This is a genomic window from Agrobacterium sp. rho-8.1, from assembly GCF_033957725.1.
Taxonomy (GTDB): Bacteria; Pseudomonadota; Alphaproteobacteria; order Rhizobiales; family Rhizobiaceae; genus Agrobacterium.
On sequence record NZ_CP192788.1, the window covers coordinates 2,356,908 to 2,380,129 of the forward strand.

The following is a 23,222-nucleotide window of genomic DNA, read 5'->3' on the forward strand; positions in this document are numbered from 1 at the left end:
TCCTGCTTTGGTGACGTGCGGACCATTTGCCGCAATTGCGTCAACTGAGCCAATTCAATAATGAAGCTCCAGACCATTTGGCCAGGGCTTCCCAATTCGATGCGGAGCCTATACATGAAGGTCGCCGAGATAACAAGTGCCTGCCGATGCTTGGCTTCACACTTGGCGACATACAAAAAGATGCTGAGCTTTGCGGCGGGCTGGCAAAAGCCATTCGTCCAGCCGGCAGATGCAGGAGTAGATCGTGGCAGACATTCAGGACCAGAAACCGTCCGCGCGCAAGACGCCGAAACCGCTGGCCAGCCTGCTGCCTTATCTGAAGCGATATCGCGGGCTGGTGGCTGCTGCCGTCTTTGCGCTCGTCCTGTCGTCGGCCACCACGCTTGCCCTGCCGCTCGCCGTTCGTCGCATCATCGACCATGGCTTCGAAGGAGCAGATGGGGCGATGATCAACAGCTATTTCGCCGTCCTCCTGGCCATTGCCGTCGTGCTCGCGCTGGCCAGTGCCATGCGCTATTATTACGTCATGTCGATCGGTGAGAGAATCGTGGCCGATCTGCGCCGTGATGTGTTTACGCATCTCACATCGCTCTCCCAGGCTTTTTTCGACGTCAACCACTCCGGTGAACTGGCCTCTCGCCTGACCGCAGACACGGTGCAGATCCGCTCGGCCTTCGGCTCGTCTGCGTCGCAGGCACTGCGCAACATCCTGCTCTGTCTCGGCGGAGTGGTGATGATGGTCTATACCAGCCCTAGCCTCTCTGGTCTGGCACTGCTGGCTATCCCCCTCATCGTCTTCCCGCTGATCGCCTTCGGTCGTTCGGTGCGTTCGCGGTCCAGAACGACGCAGGATACGCTGGCGACCTCCTCTGCCTTTGCAGCCGAAACCATATCCGCCAGCCGCACCATCCAGTCCTTCAATGCCGAAAGCCTGGCAAACGCACGCTACAATGACGCCGTCGAGAAAGCCTACCTTGGCGCCCGTTCTGCCATCAGCGCTCGCGCGGTCCTGACGGCTGTCGCCATCAGCTTCGTCTTCGGCAGCGTCGTCGCCATCCTGTGGTATGGCGCGCATGGCGTACTCATCGGCACGATTTCTGCCGGTACACTCAGCCAGTTCGTCCTCTATTCAGTCATCGCTGCGAGCTCGCTTGGCCAGCTTTCCGAAGTCTGGGGCGAGCTTTCACAGGCAGGCGGTGCGGCCGAACGTCTGTCTGAACTGCTTCAGGAAAAATCCGCCGTCACGGATCCAGCAACGCCCGTTCCCCTGCCTGCCCCGGCTCGCGGCGAAGCGAACTTCGAAAATGTCAGCTTCCATTACCCGCAAGGCGCGGGCAGACCTGTTTTGGCCGATCTGTCCTTCAAGGTTGCGGCGGGCGAAACGGTTGCCATCGTTGGCCCGTCCGGCGCGGGCAAAAGCACGATCTTTTCGCTGCTGATGCGGTTTTACGACCCGCAAAGTGGACGCATCACGGTCGATGGCACCGATGTTCGCTCGGTCACGCTGGAAGCGCTACGCTCCCGGCTGGCGATCGTACCGCAGGATGTCGCGATCTTTGCCTCTTCCATCCACAACAACATCGCCTTTGGCAAACCCAGTGCCAGCAGAGAGGATGTCCGGGCGGCGGCCTTGGCCGCACAGGCCGATGGCTTCATCACCAATCTCGACGAAGGCTATGACACCATCGTTGGGGAGCGCGGCGTAACGCTCTCCGGCGGGCAGCGTCAGCGTATCGCCATTGCCCGTGCCATCCTTCGCGATGCACCCATTCTGCTGCTCGACGAGGCAACCTCTGCACTGGATGCCGAAAGCGAGACGCTGGTGCAAAAGGCACTGGATCAGTTGATTGCGAAGCGCACCACCATCGTCATCGCTCACCGCCTCGCCACCGTGCTGAAGGCCGACCGCATTCTGGTCATGGACGAGGGCCGGATCATCGAGGAAGGCACCCACCAGAGCCTCACCAGACAGGGTGGCCTCTATGCAAAACTTGCCCGCCTTCAGTTCGAAACACCCGGAAGCGAGGCGGTCGTGCCACTGGTAAAAACGAGTTAGCTGCCCAGGCGCCTACCCGCGACCCTACCTGAAAACAGGCAGCCTCCCAAAAATGTGCCTTCCAGCGCGTTATAGCCGTGCATGCCGCCGCCGCCGAACCCGGCAACTTCACCCGCTGCGTAAAGTCCAGGCACGGGCGCACCTGCCCCATCCAGCACGCGGCCATGAAGATCGGTATGCAGACCGCCCAGCGTTTTGCGGGTGAGGATGTGCAGCCGCACCGCAATCAGCGGCCCGGCAGCCGGGTCCAGAAGACGATGCGGCTTTGCGGTGCGCATCAGCTTGTCGCCGAGATAATTGCGCGCACCGCGTATCGCTGTGATCTGCGCATCCTTGCTGAAACCATTGGTGAGCTCGCGGTCCCGCGCTTCTATCTGAGTGCGGATATGACCGGCATCCAACGCTCGCTCGCCGGTAATCGCGTTCATCGCGTCCACCAGATCCTCCAGCGTTTCGCGAACGGCGAAATCTTCGCCACGCTCCATGAACGCCTTGACCGGGGCCGGCGGCTCCTTGCCCAGACGTTTCAGCAACAAGCGGATGTTCTTGTCCGTCAGGTCAGGGTTTTGCTCGGAACCCGATAGTGCGAATTCCTTCTTGATGATCGCCTTTGTCAGAATGAACCAGCTGTAATCGCTGTTCCGTTCGCGCAGGATTTTGAGCGTTCCAAGCGTATCGAAACCCGGCATGGCGGGTGCTGGCAGGCGATCACCGCGTGCATCGCACCAGAAGGACGACGGGCCGGGCAAAATGCGAATGCCGTGATTGGGCCAGATAGGGTCGTGGTTCTTCACACCCTCGGTATAATGCCACATGCGGTCACGGTTGATGACGTTGCCGCCTGCCGCCTCGGTGATGCCGATCATGCGCCCGTCCACATGCGCTGGCACACCGCAAACCATCTCCGCTGGCGGTTGGCCCAGCCGCTCAACCGGCCAGTTCTGCCGTACCAGATCATGATTACCGCCGATGCCACCCGATGTGACCACCACAGCCGAGGCATCAAAACGGAAGGTGCCGATACTGTCGCGGTTGCTGGTTTCGCCGCGCTGGACTGGATCGTTGTCCAGAACAGTCCCGGACACCCCGGTGACCACGCCATTGGTATTTTCAAGCGCATCCACCTGATGGCGGAACCTGAAGACGATTTTGCCGTCGGCCTCCAAAGCTTTTGCTTTCGTCACGAAGGGCTCCAGAACCCCTGGACCGGTGCCCCAGGTCACGTGAAAGCGCGGCACGGAGTTGCCGTGCCCGTGGGCATGCGACCCGCCACGCTCTGCCCAACCGACGACCGGAAACCAGCGCATGCCAAGCTGATGCAGCCATGCCCGCTTTTCACCAGCGGCAAAATTCAGATAGGCTTCGGCCCACAGGCGCGGCCAATGGTCTTCTGGCCGGTCGAACGCCGCCGAACCCAGCCAGTCCTGACGCGCGAGATCGAGGCTGTCTCTGATACGCATGAAACGCTGCTCCGGGCTGTCAACGAAGAACAACCCGCCAAGTGACCAGAACGCCTGCCCACCCAGGTTCTGCTCGCCTTCCTGATCCACCAGGCAAACCCGCAGCCCACGTTCCGCTGCCTCGGTCGCAGCCACCAGACCGGCAAGTCCCGCGCCCACGACAACAACGTCAAATCGCTCCATCAACCCCTCCCGGATAGAATCGATTTACTTTTACGCAAACGTCAAAAGGATGCAACGGGTGAGAGTGGGACGACATGTGGTTGTGGCATCGAAGTGATCGTTACTGAGCCAACGAGAGGCGGGCGATCTCCCTTTGCTGCTGGGCAAAGCGACGCGATCCATCAAACTTATGCAGAGACGGTAGCCAGTCCAGCGGCGGCACCTCTCCCCTCACCGCTCCGTCAGTTTCAGCTCGATCCTACGGTTCTGAGAACGGGCCTCCGGCGTGTCGCCCTCTGCCAACGGCTGGTATTCGCCAAAACCGGCAGCGACGAGGCGATTGGCCGGAACGCCTTTGGAAACGAGGTACTTTACCACCGAGGTCGCGCGTGCTGACGAGAGTTCCCAATTGTCACGGAAACGGCCATTGCCTGAAAGCTGGACGTTGTCGGTATGGCCATCCACACGCAGCACCCAATTGATTTCGGGCGGAATTTCCTTGGCGAGATCAACGATGGCAGTCGCGAGCTTGGCCATCTCGGTCTGACCATCCGGGTTCAGATCGTTACCACCGGACGGAAACAGCACTTCCGACTGGAAGACGAAGCGGTCACCGACGATACGGATGTTTTCCCGATCCGAGAGGATTTCCCGCAGACGTCCGAAGAAATCGGAGCGATAACGGTTGAGTTCCTGCACGCGCTGGGCAAGCGCCACATTGAGGCGGCGACCGAGATCGGCAATCTTGACCTGCGAGGAGGTATCTTTTGCTTCGGACGCCTGCAAGGCAGATTCGACCGAGGCGATCTGGGCACGAAGGGCTGCGATCTGCTGGTTGAGAAGATCGATTTGGGCCGAGGCGCGTGCGCCGGACTGTCTTGCGTCCTCGAGTTCACCAGACAGTTGTCCAACGCGGGCATTGGCGGCGGAACTGTTGCCTGCGCCGGAATCCAGCAGGGACTGCAGCCGCGAGCGTTCGCTTTCCGATACGGCAAGTGTGGATTGCAGATTGGCCAGCGTATCTTCGATGTCCTGCTTGCTGCCCTTTTCCAGTGCCAGCAATTCTGTCAGTTCGGAAATCTGATTGTTCAGCCGGTTCAGCACCTCATCCTTGCCGGAAATTTCCCGCGAGAGAATGAACTGAGCCAGCACGAAGACCGTGAGCAGGAACATGACGGCCATGAGCAGCGTCGACAGGGCGTCGACGAAGCCCGGCCAATAATCGACACTACGATCGCGACGGCGATTGCGCCCAAGCGCCATGATCAATCGCTCCCGTTGTCGTGGCGAGCGGAGCGGCCGGTGTTTTTCTGCTCGGCGTCCATGCGGGCCGACAGCCTGTCCAGCGTACGGCGCAGGGATTTCGATTCCTCCTGCTGCGCTTCGATCCAGTCACGCAGCATCTGCTGTTCACCGCGCATATTCTTGACAAGACCCTGAATACCCTCAGCAAGGCTGGTCATGGCAGCGAGCGAACGTTCTGTGCCGACGGCACCGTGACTGGACGAGCGGCCCTCACTGACGACGTCATTGCCGGGATCGGTCACGGACGACAACCAGTTTTCCAACTCGGTATAAAACCGGTTCTGGGCGCGCCCGGCCTGGAGATCGAGAAAACCGAGGATGAGCGAGCCGGATAGGCCCAACAGCGAGGACGAGAACGCCGTACCCATGCCAGAAAGGGGCGCGGTCAGACCCGATTTCAAAGAGGAGAGAATGTCGTTGGTATCACCCGCTGTGGGGTCAAGCCCCTGAATGACGTCGCTAATGGCAGCGATGGTGCCGATCAAGCCCCAGAAGGTGCCGAGCAGGCCCAGGAAAACCAGGAGACCGATGAGATAGCGAGATGTGTCGCGCGACTCGTCCAAACGCGTGGCGATCGAATCCAGCAGCGAACGTTGCGTGACGGTGGACAGGCGAACCTCGGCGCGTCTGTCGAGAACCGAGCGCATGGGTGCCAGCAGCTTGGGCGCTCGTCCGGCCTTGTCCACGGTGCCCGCCGCCTGAAACCGGTTGAACCAGCTCACCTCGGGGCGAAGCAAAAGAATCTGGGTGAACACCAGAATGATGCCGATAACCAGAACGCCGAGAATGAAGCCGTTCAGGCCCGGATTGGTCATGAACGCCGTTTGCGCCTGCCGAAAGAGGATGGCAGCGAGGAAGGCGACGATGATCAGGAAGAGGACCATAGTCCACAAAAACGGCGTGGGGCTCGACAGCTTGTGATGATATTCTTTCGTTACCGACCTCTCGACGCCAACATCGAGCCGTTCCGTATCCGCCATAATGCTCATTCCCTCTGGACCTGCCGCAACGTCCGCGTGAACGCGTCTGAAAGCGGTTCGGCATCGCGTCATCGCTGTTACGACGGGACGCTAGTGGAAAATTACGACGAATTGAAGTGAAAAGCCGGAGGCCAAAGTGTTTATGCAAGGTGTGTTGATAACAGGGCCGTCGAGAGGACCGTTTGCGTCATCCCGCATCTTATGCGGGACCGGTACGATCAACCCCTTGATCGCACAACATTACTTTGCACAGTAGACGCAACACTGCTGAATTCCGGCTCAAGGCCAGGATGACGGCATGACAGCAATCAACGCCCCGGTATCGGGCGGTTGATGACTTCGCTCAGCGCTTTGTGGATATATTCGTTTCCGGCAACGACGCTCCCTGTCCCGAGAATGTCCTGTCCGCCCTTCATGTCGCTGACGAAGCCGCCAGCTTCACGGATCAGAACGAGACCAGCGGCCATGTCCCAAGGCGCCAGCTCTGCTTCCCAAAAACCGTCAAGACGGCCAGCCGCAACATAAGCGAGATCCAACGACGCCGCACCGAAGCGGCGGATGCCAGCGACTTCGCCCATGGCGTGACGAAGCTCGACGAGAAACTTGCCGTGATTGCCGCGACCCAGATGCGGAACGCCGCAACTGACGACGCAATCGGTAATCTGCTTGCGCGCGGCGACACGAATGCGGCGATCATTGAGGAACGCGCCGCTGCCACGCTCGGCGGTGTAAAGCTCGTCTGTCGCGGGGTTGAAGATCACGCCGGCAACAACTTCGCCGTTGCGCTCCAGCGCGATGGAGACGGCAAACTGTGGGATGCCGTGCAGAAAGTTGGTGGTTCCGTCCAGGGGATCGACGATCCAGCGATGGGCGCCGTCGGAACCCTTTTCCTCGCCGCCTTCTTCGCCAAGGAAGTCGTAGGTCGGGCGGGCCTTCATCAGCTCGTCATGGACAATCTTCTCAGCCTTCAGATCGGCCTGCGAGACGAAATCGCCAGGGCCTTTGACCGAGACCTGCAGGTTCTGCACTTCACCGAAGTCACGCGACAAAGATTTTCCAGCCTTGAGAGCGGCCTGAACCATGACGTTGAGAAGGGCTGAACGGGCCATGACGATGTTCCTGAAAGGTGGCTGAACCTGCTAGCCGAGATTTCCGGCAGGCACGCAAATGCGGTTTCTGATTGAAAGTTTGCGGTTCAAGACCACAAAACGCGCTGGAATTCAAGGTAAAAAGCCGAAAGACGATCTGAACTCAAGTTGGGCGGAAACGGTTCGCGGCGTCGATCGCTTGTCTCTGCTGATCCTCTTCGATGCCAAGATAGAAATCCTCTAGGCTTGCGTCCTTGAGGCCCGCGCGGCGTGACAGCACGTACCATTTCGCAGCTTCGACGGGATTGGGCTTGGTACCAAGCGCCTGAATGTAAAGATGGGCGACCTTGTTCTGGGCAACCACATTGCCGCGCTGGGCAGCGCCATAGAGCCAGCGGAAGCCGTCTTCCAAGTTCCGCTCGCCGCCCACGCCGTTGATCAACCAGACGCCGAGATCAACCTGTGCCGTATCAAAACCGGCTTTTGCCGCGCGCGTCAGCCAATCACGGGCTTTTGCCTTTTTGTCGGCCGGGATGTCCTTGAGGTTCCAATAGATTTGCGAAACAGCATATTGCGCGTCGGCTATGCCCTTTTCAGCGGATCGTTCGTAAAATGGAAGGGCGGCCTGCAAGCCGTTGGGTCCGGGCGTCTGCGATACGAGGATTTGCGCCCAGTTGAATTCGGCCTCGCCATTTCCCGCTTGTGCAGCGCGGCGCATGTAATCGTCAGCCAGTGTCTTGTCATGCTTGACGATCTTGCCTTCCATCAGCAGCAGGGCATATTTGAACATGGCGACGGCATCGCCACCCTTGGCAGCCTGCTCGTACCAGAAGGCTGCGGTCTTGTCGTCGCGCGCAATACCGAACCCACGCGACATCATTTCAGCAACCAGCGTCTGCGCCGCTGCGTCGCCAGCCTGTGCGCGGGTCAGCGCTTTCGACAACGCCTGAACATATTCGCCGCGCTGATAGTGACCGAAGGCTTCATCGACCTTGCCTAAAAATTTCTTTTCCCGCGGAAGCGCAGGAAGATCGGCGCCCATACGCTGGTAGACGTTCACACCTTCGGACGGCTGCAGATCCTTCTGGTCGCCCGCACCCACGCGGCCCTTGCGGATCGGATCGGCATTCGGATCGGAGGGACGCGACAGAACCTCAGGCGCATCGGGCTTGGCCGGGCCAAAATCCGTATCCCCATCCGTCGGCGTCACGTCAGGCTGCGGTGCGTTCGCTCCGACACCCGGCAATAAATCGGCCTGTGGCTGGGCCAGGGTCGCATCTTGCGCAAAAACGACGTGCGGGATCAAGGCGCAAGCCAGCGCAAGAGCCAAAACAGACGGGTGGAAACGAAGGAAACGAGCGATCATCGCCTGTATCAACCGCCAAACCGTGGCGCTTTTTCGTCAAGCAACGCATTCGCTTCGGCAACTGCCTGTGCCACGCCGCCAGCGTGACCAAAAACCGCCTCGCGCAGGGCCACGAATTCGACGCCGCTTTCTGCAACGGCAACCACCGAAGCAACATCCGAACCGCCCATGACGACGGCCGGGATTTCGATCATCGAGGCCCACCATTCGCCAAGCGCCACATTCTTGGGATGCGCTTCCGGCTTGATATCGCCTTCCAGCTTTCCGAAGAACATGTAATCCGGGTTGCTTTCACCCTGCTCAAGCGCCTTGTGACGATCATCGGCATTGCCACCACCGACGATGAGTTTTGGCGAAAAACTCTCGACGGCTTCGGACAGGGCTTCTGCACCGCCATTCACGTGCAAACCATCGGCCTTGACGCGACTGGCCGTCCGGCTATCGCCCGCCACAAGCGCTGCGGCACCCGCTTCCTGAACGATCGGCACCAAAGTTTCGGCCAGCTTCTGGAATGTCGCATCATCGAGACCGTATTGCGGAATGATGACGGAGGCCACGTCGCCGCCGCGCAATGCATCCTCCAAGGTTTTGGCCTGATGATCGGCGTCGTCGTGCGCAGGAACGATCAGGACGAGTCGGCAGCGGTCTTTGGGTGCAGTCATCGGTTTTTCCATTTTCCGCAGACCGGACGCTTCCTGCGTTATCTGCACTCGTTTTCATGTGATACTTCCGATAAACCGGACTGACGAAAGGATCAACCGTCCATCCATGCTGACCGATTTCCATTTTTTCCTCGTCGCCATACCGGCAGTCATCCTCGTCGGCCTTTCCAAGGGCGGGCTCGGGGGCGCTTTGGCATTGATGGGTGTACCTTTGATGGCGCTGGCCGTCCCGCCTGTGCAGGCGGCTGCAATCTTTCTGCCGATTCTGATCGTGATGGATATGGTCGCGCTGATGGTCTGGCGTCACTACAATCACCGCCAGACACTCTTGATCATGCTTCCGGGGGCGATCGCGGGCATCACCCTTGGCTGGGCAATGTCGAGCATGATTTCTCCCGATACCATGCGCCTTATGGTGGCGAGCGTCACGATTATATTCGTCGCACGCTATTTCTTCGAAGCCTATGCAACCGCACGCGGCGGGCGCGAAATCCAGCCAAAAGGCCAGAACCCGGTAAAGGCCACGATCTGGTCTACCCTTTCAGGTTACGCCAGTTTCGTGGCACATGCCGGTGGCCCGCCCTTCCAGATCTACGTGCTCCCGCTGAAACTGGACCCGAAAGTCTATACCGGCATGAGCGTTCGCTTCTTTGCAATCATGAACGCAATCAAGCTCATACCCTATTTTGCCCTTGGTGCACTGGATGCCACCAACCTCACCACCTCAGCCATGCTGTTGCCCGTTGCCATGGCCGCAACCTTCGCGGGGGCAAAAATTGTGAAATACATGAAGCCCGCGATTTTTTATCCGCTGATGTATACGATGGCGCTTTTGGCAGCGTTGAAGCTTCTGTGGGACGGGTTGCCTTTTTAGAACTGAGACAATTACAGAAACAAAAGGCCCTGATCGCGAGAGCAATCAGAGCCGGGCTTTCAGGCTGCGACGTAAACTATACTGACGTCAGGCAACAAAGATATGATTCGATCAATGCTTGGTCGAGGCTTGCAGCCTCTGCATTTCATCCTTCAGGCGCAGTTTCTTGCGTTTTAGATCCACAATCTGCTTATCATCCGAAGAGGGGGAAGCGAGAACAGTTTCGAGCTCCTCCTCAAGAGCACCGTGTTTCTTTTCCAGCGATGCTATATGAGCCTGAATGGTCATGCGGCCCGTCCTTCCTTGTTGAACCTACCTCCAGCGCTCCATCGCTGGAGTTTCAGGTTTACGACACCAATGTGACATGGAAGACAGCCGTTGTCGAAGGAGAAATCAAGGCAATATCGGGGCAAAATGCTGACACGGGAAACTTCCCGTTACCGTCATTTGATGGTACAGGCACGAAGACCGAAAACAAAATGGCCGGATGGCGGTCCGGCTGTATCAAATGGGGACGACAAGAGATGCCCGATCAGGATCAGGCCGACGTTCGGCTGGTGCTTGCGCGACTTCGCCAGGAGCATGAAGACTATGATGTCGCGATCAATGCCATGATCCAGACCAACTGCGAGGCATTGCGCATTCAGCGAATGAAAAAGAAGAAACTGGTCATCAAGGACAAGATGACCCAGATCGAAGACCATATTATCCCCGACATCATCGCCTGATACGGAGAGACCGTTGAGCACAGAGACACCGCCCGTCGCCATCATCATGGGAAGCCAGTCCGACTGGGAAACCATGAAAAACGCAGCCGATACGCTGGATGCGCTGGATGTGGAATATGAAGCCCGCATCATTTCCGCTCACCGCACGCCCGAGCGCATGTTCAGCTTCGCCAGCGGCGCGCGCGAGGAGGGTTTCAAGGTCATCATCGCCGGTGCAGGTGGTGCAGCCCACCTGCCAGGAATGACAGCAGCCCTCACCCCGCTTCCTGTGTTCGGCGTCCCCGTGCAATCGAAGACGATGTCGGGCCAGGATAGCCTCTATTCCATCGTCCAGATGCCCGCAGGCATTCCCGTCGGCACGCTCGCGATAGGCCGCGCCGGTGCCATCAACGCAGCCCTTCTCGCTGCAGCCGTTTTGGCGCTGTCCGATGAAGACCTTGCCGACCGGTTGGATGAATATCGCGCCCGCCAGACGGCTGCGATTGCGGAATACCCCATGGACACCCCGCAATGACCTTGGCAGTAATCGGAAAATCGGCAACCATCGGCATTATCGGTGGCGGTCAGCTGGCGCGAATGCTGGCCATGGCAGCAGCCCGCCTCAACTTCCGCACCATCGTGCTGGAGCCACAGGCAGACTGTCCGGCAGCACAAGTCTGTAACCGCCAGATCGTCGCTGCCTATGATGACGAAAAAGCGCTGGCTGAACTGGCAAACGTGTGTGACGTCGTAACTTACGAGTTCGAAAACGTCCCTGTTGTTGCGGCTCAGACGTTGGCTGCCTCCGTTCCCGTCTATCCACCAGCGCAAGCACTCAGCGCCTCGCAGGACCGGTTGACCGAAAAACGCTTCCTCAATGATTGCGGCATTCCCACAGCCGACTTCGCTCAAGTGGACGATCAGGCAAGCCTTGAAGCCGCGCTGATCGATTTCGGTGGCAAGGGTGTGCTGAAGACCCGCCGCATGGGCTATGACGGCAAGGGCCAGCGCGTGTTCAAGGGCGGCGAAGACCTGACCGGTGCTTTCGACGCATTGGGTGGTGTGGCTCTCATTCTGGAAAGCTTCGTGCCTTTCGAGCGCGAAATCTCGATCATCGCGGCGCGTTTTCAGGATGGCACGGTGACCTGTTACGATCCGGCAGAAAACGTGCACCTAAGCGGCATTCTCCACACGTCGACAGTCCCGGCGCAGCTTTCCGACGCCGCGAGAACCGTTGCAGTGGAATCGGCGGAAAAGCTGCTGGCCGCTCTCGACTACATCGGCGTGGTCGGTATCGAATTCTTCGTATTGCCGGATGGTTCGCTGGTGGCAAACGAGATGGCACCGCGCGTACACAATACCGGCCACTGGACCGAAGCAGCCTGTGTGGTCTCCCAATTCGAGCAGCACATTCGTGCCGTGGCAGGTCTTTCTCCCGGCTCTACGCAGCGCCATTCAGACTGCGTGATGACAAATCTGATCGGCGATGACATCAGCGCGGTGCCGCAATGGCTGGCGAAAAACGATTGTCTCGTTCACCTTTACGGCAAGACCGAAGCACGTGCAGGCCGCAAGATGGGCCATGTCACACAGCTGATGAACCCCGGAAAACCAAGTCTTTCCTGGCAAAATACGCCTTAGCGTGTTGACAGGCTGGGACTGACGAGGTATTTGCCTGCCAACCGAAAAAAGCGCGCCCTCGTAGCGCGTTTTTGATTGTTTATACATGCGTGGCAAGAAGCGTCACGCCAAACTGCGGACCAGAAAAATGAAAATCAAGAACTCGCTTAAAGCGCTTAAGGCCCGTCACCGCGATAACCGTCTGGTTCGCCGCAAGGGCCGCGTCTACATCATCAACAAGATGAACCCACGTTTCAAGGCCCGTCAGGGCTGATTACCGATTGCACGCGTGCCCGTCCGGTCGAGACGGATCACATTGTTGATAGACTGCAGAATTTAATTCCATAATTGGCGCAGGCGGATTACGTTAACCGCATGCGCCAATTTCGTTTTCAGACCTGCCTTGCAGTCGCCCTCGGGTTTTTGACCTTCAGCCCCCTGCCCTCCGGCCATGTTACCGCAGCGCTGGCTGCCGAGCCGGCAAGTAGCGCGCCCACGGAACAGACGGCGGTTGCACCAGAAGCAGCGCCCAAAACCTCCATCGACAATTTATTCTCAAGTTTGAAGAAAGAGCGCGACGCCCAGAAAGCTCGCGTCATCGCCAACGAGATTGTCAGCGAATGGACTGATTCTGGCAGTGCCACCATCAACCTGATGATGACATGGTCCGAAGAAGCCGCGGAAAAAAAGCGCAAGGCGGCAGCTTACGATTTTCTTGATCAGGCGATCTATCTCGATCCTGATTTTGCACAGGCCTGGTACCGCCGCGCCCTCGTCCATTATTCCGATGGCGATACCCGCAAGGCCATGTCCGACCTGAACAGCACCCTGGAAAAAGAGCCTCGCTATTTCCCAGCACTCGCCAGTCTTGCCAATATTCTTGAGAGCAACGAGCGCAATGAGCTGGCGCTGAAGGTTTGGGAGCAATATCTGGCGCTCTACCCGGCAGATAAGGACGCCCAGAAGGAAGCCAGCGACCTGACGGAAAAACTGGCGGGAACACGCAGTTAATCAGCGTGCCCGATAGGATATATCTTACGCCACACCGATGCGCAGCAGGTCGTGGAAATGCACGAGGCCAACGGGGCGGTTGTCGTCATCAACAACGATGAGCGCGCCGATATGATGCTTTTCAAGCGTGGCGAGAGCCGCCGTCGCCAACACGTTTTTCGTCACCACCTTGGGTGCCGTCGTCATGATGTCGTCAACGCTGAGTTCTGACAGATTGCGCGTGAGATTACGCGCCATGTCGCCTTCGGTCACAATCCCGCACAAGCGACCATCTTGATCGAGAACAGCGACGCAACCAAAATGTTTGCGCGCCAGAATGCTGACGGCTTCGGGCATGGATGTGCCCTTGGAAACCAGCGGCAGACGTTCGCCGGTGTGCATGATATCGCCCACCAGCGTCAGTGATGCTCCCAGTTTTCCACCGGGATGGAAAACCCGGAAGTCGCCAGCGGTAAAGCTGCGCGCTTCCAGAAGCGCGACGGCGAGCGCATCGCCCAGCGCCAGTTGCATCATCGTAGACGTCGTCGGCGCCAACCCGTGCGGGCAGGCCTCCTGCTCATCGGGAATGAGAAGCACGATATCCGACGCTTTGGCGAGCGAGCCCTGCTTTGCGCAGGTCAACGCGATCAGCGGAATGGAAAAACGTCTTGTATAATTAATGATGCTGCGAAGTTCGGCACTCTCACCACCCTTGGATATGGCTAGCACCACATCGTTGCCACCGATCATGCCCAGATCGCCATGGTTGGCTTCAGCCGCATGAACAAAAAAAGCGGGCGTTCCGGTGGACGCAAAAGTGGCCGCAAGCTTTGAGCCGATGTGGCCACTCTTGCCAACGCCCGTAATGATGAGGCGACCGCCCGATTTGCCAATGGCGTCGATGGCGCGGCAGAACTCGTCGCCCAAGGCCCCTTGCAACGCGTCTTCCAGCGCAGACAGACCACCCTTTTCAATCGAAATGGTCCTCAAAGCCGATTCGACGGCGTGATTTTCCACCAGTGTGACAGCTCTCGTAATCATGGCGCGACTGATACTCCTTTCGAGAAATCATGTCTATCGGCCAATATCGATGACCACGCCGTTTTATCGCGTCATCGCTTTTCACGGACTGTTAACCATAAAATAACCCGGCGCGGGCACCATGGCAGTCCAACGAAGCGTTACCGAACGTGTATTCTGCCAGGAAAACCATGGGCTTATCCCGTTCTTCGGCAGAGCGTGCGAAATGAAAATGCAGCGTCTGCGATTGGTTGAAAATTCGAACTGGATGGGTAAGAGCACGTATGGTTCACGATAACACCGCAAAACGTCTGGTGACGTGGCGGAAAGCAGCTGCAACGCTGCTGGCGTGCGCCATATTGTGCCCGGTATATCCGGCTTTTGCTCAGTCCTCATCGTCTCAGCCTGCGGCCGCAACATCGCTGCGAACCTTGACGAGTTCCGATCCCAACATTGGCCAGAACGATCTTTCTGTTGTCGACCCGGAAAGTGCAGCCCGCGACGCTGCGCGAACGGAGGCCGCCGCCGACAATGTCACAACAGGCAGTCTTCGCCCGAGCTCCACCGCAGGTGAAGCTATATCCGAACCACCGGATGAAGCAACGGTGGTGTATGAAGAGCCGCAAAACCCATATGAGCCGACGGTCGATGGCGGCGAAAACATCCAGGCCGACGACGGCCAGGCACCGGGCATCCGCATCGGCACGATGACGCTGCGCCCTTCCATCAGCCAGTCCATAAACCATGAGAACAAGACGTTTCCCGGCGGATCGAGCAGCCGCAATTATCTGACGACGGGCATTCGCGGCACGCTGGCCAGTGACTGGTCGCGTCACGCATTGACGATTACCGGCGACGGCGCCTATCAGCGCAATCTGGGTGGCGGCAGTGCGGGAGAAGAGCCGAGTGCGAACCTTGGCGCAGATCTGCGCCTCGATCTGGGCGACGGCACGCAGGCCAATCTGAAGGCCGGTTATGCCTTCAGCCGTGAAGATACCAATGATCCCAACGCCGTTTCCGGCGCCTCCGTGCAGGGCGGCGAGCACGTGTTTACCGCTGGCGCATCGGTGGAGCGCAATGTCGGAATCTTGAAAGCGCTGGCGGCTCTCGACCTCTCTCGCACCCTCTACACAGACGCCAAGGGCGTCAACGGCCAAGCCATCAGCTTGAGCGACCGTGACCGCTACGGCGCAGGCCTTCGCGCCCGTGTGGGTTATGAACTGTCACCTGCACTGGTTCCGTTTCTGGAAGCGACGGCAGGCTTGACCAATTACGACCAGACCCGCGACAACACAGGCTATGAGCGCTCCTCGCAAAGCTATGGAGCAAAGGTCGGCACGCAGATCGATCTGGGTGAAAAGCTACGCGGTGAAGCCGCCATCGGCTATCTGCGCAAGGAATATGACGACAGCCGACTATCGGCGGTCAACGCCATGTCACTGGATGGCAACCTCGTGTGGTCGCCACAACGCGGCACCGATGTCAGTCTTGGTCTACGCACGACAATCGAGGACTTTGCAGGCGGCGCACAAGGCGGTTGGGTTTCGCGCGAACTCATCGCCGGACTGACACAGCAATTGCGTCGGGATCTCGTGGCGAGGTTGTCCGCAGGTTTGGAACGCCGAAACTATCTGACATCGGCTCTGCGAGACGAGACCGAATATCTCATCGGTGCCGGGCTGACCTGGAGCATCAATCGCTATCTCGATTTCACCACCGACATCAGCTACGAGACGACGCCGGTGACCGATAACAGCACATGGCGCATCGGTGCAGGCCTGACGTTGAAGCGTTGAGGCATAAAAAATCCCGGCACGAAGGCCGGGATTTCTTCACTTCAAGCCAGAGAGCTTACTTCAGCTTGCTGACCATTGCCTTCAATGGTTCTTCGATGGATGCGCGAATATCGGCGCGTTCCAGTGCGAAAGCAAGGTTCGCGAGAATGAAGCCATCCTTGGCACCGCAGTCGAAGGTTTCGCCGTTGAAACGGTAACCGGCAAATTCCTGACTCTTGGCAAGGGCCAGCATGCCGTCCGTCAACTGGATCTCATTGCCAGCACCGCGTTCCTGATTCTCGAGAATATTGAAAATCTCGGGCTGCAGGATGTAGCGACCGTTGATGTAGTAGTTCGACGGTGCGGTTCCCTTGGCAGGCTTTTCGACCATTTCGGTGATCTTGAAGCCTTCGCCGACGGTTTCGCCAACGCCGACGATGCCGTATTTGTGCGCCTGATCAGGTTCGCATTCCTGAACCGCAATCACGTTGCCGCCGGTCTGGTCGTACAGATCGACCATCCCCTTGAGGCAGCTTTTCTGCGAATGCATGATCATGTCGGGCAAAAGAACCGCAAAGGGCTCGTCGCCGACGATATCGCGTGCGCACCAGACCGCATGGCCCAGACCCAGCGGCACCTGCTGACGGGTGAAGCTGGCTGTGCCTGCCTTGGGCAGAATGTCAGCCAGAAGTGTCAGCTCGGCATTCTTGTTGCGTTCGCGGAGCATCTGCTCCAGTTCGAACTGGATGTCGAAGTAGTCCTCGATAACGCCCTTGCCGCGGCCGGTCACGAACACGAAGTGCTCGATTCCCGCTTCGGCAGCTTCATCCACCACATACTGGATGACCGGCTTATCGACCACGGTCAGCATTTCCTTCGGAACAGCCTTTGTTGCAGGCAGGAAACGCGTTCCAAGACCGGCCACGGGAAAAACTGCTTTCCGAATTTTTTTCTGTTCTACCACACATCCCTCCTAAGAGATTTCATCAATGTCATTAAGCACGCACGACTTTGTTATCAAGAAAGTGGCAAACTTTTGTAAAGGTGACGTTACCTTTGGTTAATGGTAAAGAATTTGTTGACCTTGAGTTGGTATTACATCGTTAAGCCCGATGCGTATCTCGCAATCGATATGAAATTCGAGAGAAACGAAAGACTGCCGATGAAAAAGCTGATCCTTTCCCCCATCCGCGCGCATGTCCGCAAACTTGGCTGCATCGCATTTGCCGGTATAGCAATAGCGCTTGCGCCTGCAACCGCCAATGCCGACGCGGGGTTCCGCCAGTGGATCAACCAGTTCTATGCTACAGCTGCCAAGGAAGGCATCACCAAATCAACCTACCAGAAGGCGTTCGCGGGCGTGACCGAGCCGGACCCGGACGCTCTGCGGAAGGCCACCTTCCAGCCGGAATTCACCACCAAGATCTGGGATTACGTCGATAGCCGCGTCAACCCCTACACGGTGCGCATCGGCCGCGAAATGAAGATGAAGCATGCTACGACGCTCAACTGGATCGAGCGCAATTTCAAGGTGGACAAGCACATCATCCTCGCCATCTGGTCGATGGAATCCAATTATGGCGCGGTTCTGGAAAAGCCCGAACGGCTACACAACATCACACAGGCCTTGGCGACGCTCGCCTACTCCGACCCCAAGCGGGGCAAGTTTGCCCGCAACCAGTTGATTGCGGCACTGAAAATCTTGCAGAACGGCGACGTGACGCCAAAGCAACTGACCGGCTCCTGGGCCGGTGCCATGGGCCATACGCAGTTCATCCCCACGAGCTATCTGCTGTATGCCGTCGATGCCGACGGCAACGGCAAGCGTGATATCTGGCACTCCATTCCCGACGCGCTGGCAACGGCTGCGAACCTTCTGGCCAAGAACGGCTGGGAACCGGGCCGGACCTGGGGCTATGAGGCGGCCGTGCCGAACGGCGGCGGACGCTATGAAGGCCAGACAAAAAGCATGGCGGAATGGCAAAAGCTCGGCTTCGCCCGCCCCAACGGCAAGGGCTTTCCGCGCGGCGCAGACCGCGCCATGCTGAAAATGCAAGGTGGCGACAACGGTCCCGGCTTCCTGATGACGAAAAACTTCTTCACCATCAAGAGATACAATGCCTCCGACAGCTACGCACTCGCCGTTGGCCTTCTGGCAGACGAAATTGCCGGCACGGGCGGCATGCAGCAGCGCTGGCCGCGTCCGGACAACACGCTCGACGTCAAGGAAAAGTTCGAATTGCAGTCGCGCATGAAAGAACTCGGCTATTATGATGGCGAGGTCGACGGCAATTTCGGCTCCGGCTCGAAGGCTGCCATCAGCGCGATCCAGAAACGCATGGGCATGGAAAACGACGGCGAACCGTCCCGCCTGTTGCTGCGCGCGCTACGCAATTGACACCCGCCTGCGGCGGAACCAGAATAAGAAAAACAATAGGACCCGTCCGGGAGGTTCATCTGTGGTGAAAAAGAGAGCGGGCCATTTTGCAGGCATGACGCGGCGGAGTGTCGCCGCGTTGATCGCGCTTGTCATCTCTCTGCCCGTCACATCGCATGAGGCCGACGCGCAGGAAATGCGTGAACGCCGCACTCTGTTTGAAATGATGTTCGGTTCCCCCAACAGGCGCAACGACCGCATGTATGCGCCCGACCCCAACCAGCAACGGATGCGACGCGCGCCACCGCGCGACAACCGCGCAGTCACCCGCCCCTCTGCCCCGCGCAAGACGCCATCCGTTGTACAGATGCGTACCGAAAAGCCCGCACCCGTGGCCAAGCTTGAAAATGCCCAACGTGTTCTCGTCATCGGCGACTTTCTGGCGGGTAACATGGGTGAAGCGCTGGTATCCACCTTCCAGAGTTCGCCCGCGATTACGATTGATGTGCGCTCAAACGGCTCATCCGGCCTCGTGCGCACGGATTATTACGACTGGTTTGGCAACCTGCCGCAATTCTTGACGGAGACGAAGCCCGCCACCATCGTCATCATGATGGGCTCCAATGACCGCCAGCAGATGGATATCAACGGCACGAAAGAGAAATACGGCACCGATCTTTGGTTCAAGGAATATGAGCGTCGCATCGATGCGCTGATCACCCTTGCCAAACGCCAGCAGGTCCCGGTTCTCTGGGTCGGCCTGCCCGCCTTCCAGTCCCCGTCGCTCACCGCAGATTTCGTCGGCTTCAACCGCCTTTATCGCAGCCACATCGAAAAGGCAGGTGGAGAGTTCGTGGACGTCTGGGATGGCTTCGTGGACGAAGGCGGAAAATTCGTCACCACCGGCTATGACGTCAACGGCCAGCAGGCGCGTCTGCGCGAAGCCGATGGCATCGGCATGACGCAGGCCGGCAAGCAGAAACTTGCCTTCTACGTCGAAAAATTCGTGCGGCGCCATCTGGATGGCGCAAGTCCAGACCTCACGACACTCGACGGCAGCAACCTGCCAGCCCTCACCTCTCTGCCAGCCCTCGGCATCGACGCCCAACAGGTCCGCACCCAGCCCATCAGCCTGACCGACCCCGACCTTGATGGCGGTGACGTACTGCTGGGCGACAAACCCGCCAACAAATTCTCAGTGGTGCCTTCCCCAAGAGAACGGCTGACGAAACAAGGCTTGATGGGCGACGCACCGCTTGGACGGGTGGATGATTATCGCCTGCCAGCGCCTGGAGAAACGGCTGCGAAGTAGGGGGTGCTCACGGGTTAGCAGTCCTCAAATCATGGCTTGGTATCAATGGACGCAATATCATACTGCGCCAGTAAATTCTCACGTTCCACGCGAGACCGCTCGATTCGGCTGCGTGCCTCGGTCACGATGCCAGGTAATGCTTGCTGCGGTGTTCCCGCAGTAAAGGGTGGGGCTGGAGCATATTCGAGACATAGTTGAACCACCTCCGCTTCGTGCTGACCAAACAATTCAGCAAGCACGCTAAATCCAAAATCGATACCAGATGTCACGCCACCCGCCGTGATGATATGTCCATCCCGGACCACCCGCTCATGTACCGGTATTGCACCAAAGCTTGGCAGAAAATCCATCGCATTCCAGTGCGTAGCGGCTCGCTTGCCTTTCAGAATTCCGGCAGCGCCCAGAACGAGTGATCCGGTGCAGACCGAGGTCACATAACGCGCGCCTTTGGCCTGATTGCGAATGAAGTCCAGCACGACCGGATCTTCCAACAGCGCATTGACTCCGCCGCCGCCCGGAACACATAGCACATCATATTGCGGACTTTCGTCGAAGGTCATTGTAGGCGTAAATCCGAGACCGGTCACGGACATCACTGGATCGCGACTTTTCCAGACAAGATCGACCTGCGTATTTTTGGCTGATGCAAAAACCTCGTAGGGCCCCGTCAGGTCCAGTTGCTGAACATTTGGAAAGATCAGAAATCCGAAACGCACCGTCATTGTAAAGCCTCCTGCTTGACTGTGCAGAGCATAACGGATCATCATTTGGCCTTACTGCCAACAAACCCTCGGTTTCAGCCAAAATGCTGCGTCGTATCGAAATCCTGAGTTACCCACATGTTCAACTTCTTGATGTTGCCGGACCTTTGCAGGTGTTTGCCTCAGCCAATGATCAGCTTCAGGCCATTGGTGCGACACCGGCCTACGATCCCGTGGTCGTGGGCATGGCTGGCGATGTCACGACCTCATCGGGACTGAGCATCAAAGTGCAGCCATTCACAGACTCACCGTCCTCAGTCGACACCCTGATTGTTCCGGGCGGTTGGGGCGTAAGCGAGGCGTGCAACGACGACGGATTGCTGGCGTGGATCAACAAGCGTGCAGCAACAACGAGGCGCACGGCCTCAGTGTGCAGCGGTGCATTTCTGCTGGCCACGGCGGGTCTACTGGATGGGAAGCGGGCTGTTACTCACTGGCAGCGATGCGGGGAGTTCAAGGAGAGATTTCCCTCGGTGCAGCTGGACCCGGATCCCATTTTTATTCGCGATGGCGATATCTGGACATCGGCAGGCGTGACAGCCGGAATCGACCTCGCTCTGGCATTCGTGGAAGCCGATCTTGGCTACGAAACCGCACTCGCCGTTGCCCGCCAGCTGGTGGTCTTCCTAAAGCGCCCGGGCGGCCAATCGCAATTCAGCGCGGCTCTCACCCTGCAGGACCGCACAGGACGCTTCGAACAGCTGCATACCTGGATCATCGAAAACCTGAACAGTCCCCTGACCCTTGCCGATCTGGCAGACCGGTGTGCTATGAGTGTTCGAAGTTTTTCGCGACATTATCGACTATCCACAGGCTCGACACCCGCCCAAGCTGTCGAAGAATTGCGCCTCGAAACAGCGCGACGCCTGCTCGAACAGGGCGCACAGGTGGCCATCACGGCGAGGCGCTGCGGCTTTGGCACGGAGGAGACCATGCGCCGCGCTTTCCAGCGCCGTTTCGCCGTCAACCCACGGGCCTACCGTGAGCGCTTTTTGGCGTAAGTCTCCAACCCCAAAAACCTCCGACGGCCAAGGACGATCGGAGGCTTTTTTTCTTTTAATCGCTGTACGTCAACGCGGCAGAAGCGTCTCACCCATCAAAGCCTCGTCAATCGCACGCGCCGCCTGACGGCCTTCGCGGATCGCCCAGACGACCAGTGACTGGCCGCGACGCACGTCACCGGCAACCCAGAGCTTGTCAACCGAGGTCTTATAGTCGCGGTCGTTGGCAACGACGTTGGTGGAACCACGCCGGTCGGTGTTGAGCGTGAGTTTTCCGTCTAGTTCCTTCAGAACGCTGTCGGTAAACGGACCGGAGAAGCCAATGGCGATGAAGGCGAGATCGGCCTTGATGATGAATTCCGTACCGGCGATCGGCTTGCGGGCATCATCCACCTGGCAGCACTTCACGCCCGTCAGCACGCCATCTTCGTCACCGACGAATTCAAGCGTCGCGACCTGGAATTCGCGCGCCGCACCTTCGGCCTGTGAAGACGATGTGCGCATCTTGGTTGCCCAATAGGGCCAGACAGCAAGCTTGTCTTCCTTTTCAGGCGGCATCGGGCGAATGTCGAGCTGGGTGACCTTCACAGCACCCTGACGGAACGCCGTGCCGACGCAGTCCGATGCCGTATCACCACCACCGACAACCACGACATGCTTGCCACCGGCGAGGATCGGGTCGGAAGGCCAGCCGATGCTGTCGATGTTTTCGCGGCCAACGCGGCGGTTCTGCTGCACGAGATACGGCATGGCATCGTGAACGCCGTGAAATTCGGTGCCACCGATACCGGCTGGACGCGGGGTCTCCGAGCCACCACAATACAGCACGGCATCATGATCCGCCGTCAGCGTTTCAACGGTCACATCCACACCGACATTGACGCCGTAATGGAAAGTCACGCCCTCACCACTGATCTGCTCAACGCGGCGGTCGATGAAGTTCTTCTCCATCTTGAAGTCTGGAATACCGTAACGCAGCAAGCCGCCCGCCTTTGATTCACGCTCGTAGACATGCACGTCATGACCAGCGCGACCAAGCTGCTGAGCAGCAGCGAGACCTGAAGGACCGGAACCGATGATCGCGACCTTCTTGCCGGTGTGAACGGTGGCAGGCTTTGGCACGATGAAGCCAAGCTCATAGGCCTTGTCGGCAATCGCCTGCTCGACAGTCTTGATGGCAACCGGTGCATCTTCGAGGTTCAGCGTGCAGGCTTCCTCGCACGGCGCAGGACAGACACGGCCTGTGAATTCCGGGAAGTTGTTGGTGGAATGGAGGTTGCGGATCGCCTCCTCCCAGTTGTTGTTATAGACCAGATCATTCCAGTCTGGGATCTGGTTGTGAACAGGGCAGCCGGTCGGGCCGTGGCAATAGGGAATGCCACAGTCCATGCAACGCGCGGCCTGCTTCTGCACTTCCGGGTCCGACATGGGAATGGTGAATTCCCGAAAATGGCGAATACGATCCGACGCCGGCTGATACTTGCCAACCTGACGGTCGATCTCCAGAAAACCTGTAACCTTGCCCATGGTATATCCTCACATCAAAGCAGGGCACCCGTCGGGCCCCAGTACAGTCAAGCGCCGCCCACGGCTGCTCCCAGTACGATGAACTCAAGTCTGATCTCGCCGCCCGTCCAAGAGGTCGCCGTGGGAACGGCGATCGTGATCATGAGCGAGACCAGTCGGTGGTGTGTCTTCACGTGTCG

General features: G+C 58.4%; 23 protein-coding genes. 11 read left to right on the top strand and 12 right to left on the bottom strand.

Annotated elements, in window-relative coordinates:
* Nucleotides 1–244: 244 nt before the first annotated feature.
* Nucleotides 245–2,056: an ABC transporter transmembrane domain-containing protein gene (locus RMR21_RS11760; RefSeq protein WP_498668192.1), complete on the top strand. Its 1,812-nt coding sequence runs from the start codon at nucleotides 245–247 to the stop codon at nucleotides 2,054–2,056.
* Here RMR21_RS11760 and RMR21_RS11765 read toward each other — a convergent pair.
* The 6 genes from RMR21_RS11765 to RMR21_RS11790 all read right to left on the bottom strand — a co-directional run bounded on the left by RMR21_RS11765 (nucleotide 2,053) and on the right by RMR21_RS11790 (nucleotide 9,079).
* Nucleotides 2,053–3,699 (bottom strand): FAD-binding dehydrogenase, encoded by a 1,647-nt coding sequence (locus tag RMR21_RS11765; RefSeq protein ID WP_498668193.1) that lies wholly within the window; start codon nucleotides 3,697–3,699, stop codon nucleotides 2,053–2,055. The two genes, RMR21_RS11760 and RMR21_RS11765, sit on opposite strands and share 4 nt — an antisense overlap.
* Nucleotides 3,700–3,909: 210 nt before the next feature.
* Nucleotides 3,910–4,941, bottom strand: a complete 1,032-nt coding sequence (locus RMR21_RS11770) for a peptidoglycan -binding protein (protein ID WP_498668194.1) — start codon at nucleotides 4,939–4,941, stop codon at nucleotides 3,910–3,912.
* Between the two features lie 2 nt (nucleotides 4,942–4,943).
* A complete protein-coding gene (locus RMR21_RS11775) occupies nucleotides 4,944–5,963 on the bottom strand; it encodes a flagellar motor protein MotA (RefSeq protein ID WP_498668195.1) in 1,020 nt (339 codons plus the stop codon).
* Nucleotides 5,964–6,271: 308 nt separating this feature from the next.
* On the bottom strand, nucleotides 6,272–7,072 hold the full coding sequence (locus tag RMR21_RS11780; RefSeq protein ID WP_498668196.1) for an inositol monophosphatase family protein: 801 nt from the start codon (nucleotides 7,070–7,072) through the stop codon (nucleotides 6,272–6,274).
* Between the two features lie 142 nt (nucleotides 7,073–7,214).
* A complete protein-coding gene (locus RMR21_RS11785; protein WP_498668197.1) occupies nucleotides 7,215–8,417 on the bottom strand; it encodes a tetratricopeptide repeat protein in 1,203 nt (400 codons plus the stop codon).
* Nucleotides 8,418–8,425: 8 nt separating this feature from the next.
* Nucleotides 8,426–9,079, bottom strand: coding sequence for a thiamine phosphate synthase (locus RMR21_RS11790; protein WP_498668198.1), 654 nt, complete (start codon nucleotides 9,077–9,079; stop codon nucleotides 8,426–8,428).
* A 106-nt stretch (nucleotides 9,080–9,185) separates the two neighbouring features.
* Between RMR21_RS11790 and RMR21_RS11795 the strand changes: the two genes are divergently transcribed.
* A complete protein-coding gene (locus tag RMR21_RS11795) occupies nucleotides 9,186–9,953 on the top strand; it encodes a sulfite exporter TauE/SafE family protein (RefSeq protein WP_498668199.1) in 768 nt (255 codons plus the stop codon).
* 111 nt (nucleotides 9,954–10,064) lie between these two features.
* Here RMR21_RS11795 and RMR21_RS11800 read toward each other — a convergent pair whose 3' ends face one another.
* A complete protein-coding gene (locus tag RMR21_RS11800) occupies nucleotides 10,065–10,241 on the bottom strand; it encodes a YdcH family protein (protein ID WP_111837586.1) in 177 nt (58 codons plus the stop codon).
* A gap of 236 nt (nucleotides 10,242–10,477) precedes the next feature.
* Here RMR21_RS11800 and RMR21_RS11805 point away from each other — a divergent pair, with 236 nt between their 5' ends.
* The 5 genes from RMR21_RS11805 (at nucleotide 10,478) to RMR21_RS11825 (ending at nucleotide 13,291) form a co-directional block, all read left to right on the top strand.
* The gene (locus RMR21_RS11805; protein ID WP_498670150.1) at nucleotides 10,478–10,681 is read left to right on the top strand and encodes a YdcH family protein; all 204 of its coding nucleotides are present in this window, start codon (nucleotides 10,478–10,480) and stop codon (nucleotides 10,679–10,681) included.
* A gap of 46 nt (nucleotides 10,682–10,727) precedes the next feature.
* A complete protein-coding gene (gene purE, locus RMR21_RS11810) occupies nucleotides 10,728–11,195 on the top strand; it encodes a 5-(carboxyamino)imidazole ribonucleotide mutase (protein ID WP_498670151.1) in 468 nt (155 codons plus the stop codon).
* Nucleotides 11,192–12,301: a 5-(carboxyamino)imidazole ribonucleotide synthase gene (locus RMR21_RS11815; protein WP_498668200.1), complete on the top strand. Its 1,110-nt coding sequence runs from the start codon at nucleotides 11,192–11,194 to the stop codon at nucleotides 12,299–12,301. Before purE ends, RMR21_RS11815 begins: the two co-directional genes overlap by 4 nt.
* A gap of 127 nt (nucleotides 12,302–12,428) precedes the next feature.
* Nucleotides 12,429–12,554 carry a type B 50S ribosomal protein L36 gene (gene ykgO, locus RMR21_RS11820; protein ID WP_007607121.1) on the top strand — a complete coding sequence of 42 codons (126 nt, stop codon included), beginning with the start codon at nucleotides 12,429–12,431 and terminating at the stop codon, nucleotides 12,552–12,554.
* 101 nt (nucleotides 12,555–12,655) lie between these two features.
* Nucleotides 12,656–13,291, top strand: a complete 636-nt coding sequence (locus RMR21_RS11825; protein ID WP_498668201.1) for a tetratricopeptide repeat protein — start codon at nucleotides 12,656–12,658, stop codon at nucleotides 13,289–13,291.
* A 24-nt stretch (nucleotides 13,292–13,315) separates the two neighbouring features.
* On the opposite strand, the gene RMR21_RS11830 is transcribed toward RMR21_RS11825, so the two are convergent.
* Nucleotides 13,316–14,311: a KpsF/GutQ family sugar-phosphate isomerase gene (locus RMR21_RS11830; protein ID WP_498668202.1), complete on the bottom strand. Its 996-nt coding sequence runs from the start codon at nucleotides 14,309–14,311 to the stop codon at nucleotides 13,316–13,318.
* A gap of 263 nt (nucleotides 14,312–14,574) precedes the next feature.
* Here RMR21_RS11830 and RMR21_RS11835 point away from each other — a divergent pair, with 263 nt between their 5' ends.
* Nucleotides 14,575–16,086, top strand: coding sequence for a surface lipoprotein assembly modifier (locus tag RMR21_RS11835; protein WP_498668203.1), 1,512 nt, complete (start codon nucleotides 14,575–14,577; stop codon nucleotides 16,084–16,086).
* A 55-nt stretch (nucleotides 16,087–16,141) separates the two neighbouring features.
* Here the strand turns inward: RMR21_RS11835 and galU are convergent, their stop codons facing one another.
* Entirely contained in the window at nucleotides 16,142–17,029 is an 888-nt protein-coding gene (gene galU / locus RMR21_RS11840; RefSeq protein WP_174153895.1) for a UTP--glucose-1-phosphate uridylyltransferase GalU, read from the bottom strand.
* A 198-nt stretch (nucleotides 17,030–17,227) separates the two neighbouring features.
* Between galU and RMR21_RS11845 the strand changes: the two genes are divergently transcribed.
* Nucleotides 17,228–18,463 (top strand): lytic murein transglycosylase, encoded by a 1,236-nt coding sequence (locus RMR21_RS11845; RefSeq protein WP_498668204.1) that lies wholly within the window; start codon nucleotides 17,228–17,230, stop codon nucleotides 18,461–18,463.
* Between the two features lie 94 nt (nucleotides 18,464–18,557).
* Nucleotides 18,558–19,754: an SGNH/GDSL hydrolase family protein gene (locus RMR21_RS11850; RefSeq protein WP_498670152.1), complete on the top strand. Its 1,197-nt coding sequence runs from the start codon at nucleotides 18,558–18,560 to the stop codon at nucleotides 19,752–19,754.
* A 29-nt stretch (nucleotides 19,755–19,783) separates the two neighbouring features.
* Here RMR21_RS11850 and RMR21_RS11855 read toward each other — a convergent pair whose 3' ends face one another.
* Entirely contained in the window at nucleotides 19,784–20,476 is a 693-nt protein-coding gene (locus tag RMR21_RS11855; protein WP_498668205.1) for a DJ-1/PfpI family protein, read from the bottom strand.
* An 86-nt stretch (nucleotides 20,477–20,562) separates the two neighbouring features.
* Here RMR21_RS11855 and RMR21_RS11860 point away from each other — a divergent pair, with 86 nt between their 5' ends.
* Entirely contained in the window at nucleotides 20,563–21,516 is a 954-nt protein-coding gene (locus RMR21_RS11860) for a GlxA family transcriptional regulator (protein WP_498670153.1), read from the top strand.
* Between the two features lie 69 nt (nucleotides 21,517–21,585).
* Here RMR21_RS11860 and RMR21_RS11865 read toward each other — a convergent pair whose 3' ends face one another.
* Together RMR21_RS11865 and RMR21_RS11870 are read right to left on the bottom strand one after the other, a co-directional pair.
* Nucleotides 21,586–23,043, bottom strand: a complete 1,458-nt coding sequence (locus tag RMR21_RS11865; RefSeq protein WP_498668206.1) for a glutamate synthase subunit beta — start codon at nucleotides 23,041–23,043, stop codon at nucleotides 21,586–21,588.
* Between the two features lie 47 nt (nucleotides 23,044–23,090).
* Nucleotides 23,091–23,216 carry a hypothetical protein gene (locus RMR21_RS11870; RefSeq protein WP_498668207.1) on the bottom strand — a complete coding sequence of 42 codons (126 nt, stop codon included), beginning with the start codon at nucleotides 23,214–23,216 and terminating at the stop codon, nucleotides 23,091–23,093.
* Nucleotides 23,217–23,222: the final 6 nt, after the last annotated feature.

Bases quoted from the DNA above. Each gene is read 5' to 3' on its own strand.
- RMR21_RS11765 (WP_498668193.1), bottom strand. From the start codon at position 3,699: ATGGAGCGATTTGACGTTGTTGTCGTGGGCGCGGGACTTGCCGGTCTG.
- RMR21_RS11770 (WP_498668194.1), bottom strand. From the start codon at position 4,941: ATGGCGCTTGGGCGCAATCGCCGTCGCGATCGTAGTGTCGATTATTGG.
- RMR21_RS11775 (WP_498668195.1), bottom strand. From the start codon at position 5,963: ATGGCGGATACGGAACGGCTCGATGTTGGCGTCGAGAGGTCGGTAACG.
- RMR21_RS11780 (WP_498668196.1), bottom strand. From the start codon at position 7,072: ATGGCCCGTTCAGCCCTTCTCAACGTCATGGTTCAGGCCGCTCTCAAG.
- RMR21_RS11785 (WP_498668197.1), bottom strand. From the start codon at position 8,417: ATGATCGCTCGTTTCCTTCGTTTCCACCCGTCTGTTTTGGCTCTTGCG.
- RMR21_RS11790 (WP_498668198.1), bottom strand. From the start codon at position 9,079: ATGACTGCACCCAAAGACCGCTGCCGACTCGTCCTGATCGTTCCTGCG.
- RMR21_RS11795 (WP_498668199.1), top strand. From the start codon at position 9,186: ATGCTGACCGATTTCCATTTTTTCCTCGTCGCCATACCGGCAGTCATC.
- RMR21_RS11800 (WP_111837586.1), bottom strand. From the start codon at position 10,241: ATGACCATTCAGGCTCATATAGCATCGCTGGAAAAGAAACACGGTGCT.
- RMR21_RS11805 (WP_498670150.1), top strand. From the start codon at position 10,478: ATGCCCGATCAGGATCAGGCCGACGTTCGGCTGGTGCTTGCGCGACTT.
- purE (WP_498670151.1), top strand. From the start codon at position 10,728: ATGGGAAGCCAGTCCGACTGGGAAACCATGAAAAACGCAGCCGATACG.
- RMR21_RS11815 (WP_498668200.1), top strand. From the start codon at position 11,192: ATGACCTTGGCAGTAATCGGAAAATCGGCAACCATCGGCATTATCGGT.
- ykgO (WP_007607121.1), top strand. From the start codon at position 12,429: ATGAAAATCAAGAACTCGCTTAAAGCGCTTAAGGCCCGTCACCGCGAT.
- RMR21_RS11825 (WP_498668201.1), top strand. From the start codon at position 12,656: ATGCGCCAATTTCGTTTTCAGACCTGCCTTGCAGTCGCCCTCGGGTTT.
- RMR21_RS11830 (WP_498668202.1), bottom strand. From the start codon at position 14,311: ATGATTACGAGAGCTGTCACACTGGTGGAAAATCACGCCGTCGAATCG.
- RMR21_RS11835 (WP_498668203.1), top strand. From the start codon at position 14,575: ATGGTTCACGATAACACCGCAAAACGTCTGGTGACGTGGCGGAAAGCA.
- RMR21_RS11845 (WP_498668204.1), top strand. From the start codon at position 17,228: ATGAAAAAGCTGATCCTTTCCCCCATCCGCGCGCATGTCCGCAAACTT.
- RMR21_RS11850 (WP_498670152.1), top strand. From the start codon at position 18,558: ATGACGCGGCGGAGTGTCGCCGCGTTGATCGCGCTTGTCATCTCTCTG.
- RMR21_RS11855 (WP_498668205.1), bottom strand. From the start codon at position 20,476: ATGACGGTGCGTTTCGGATTTCTGATCTTTCCAAATGTTCAGCAACTG.
- RMR21_RS11865 (WP_498668206.1), bottom strand. From the start codon at position 23,043: ATGGGCAAGGTTACAGGTTTTCTGGAGATCGACCGTCAGGTTGGCAAG.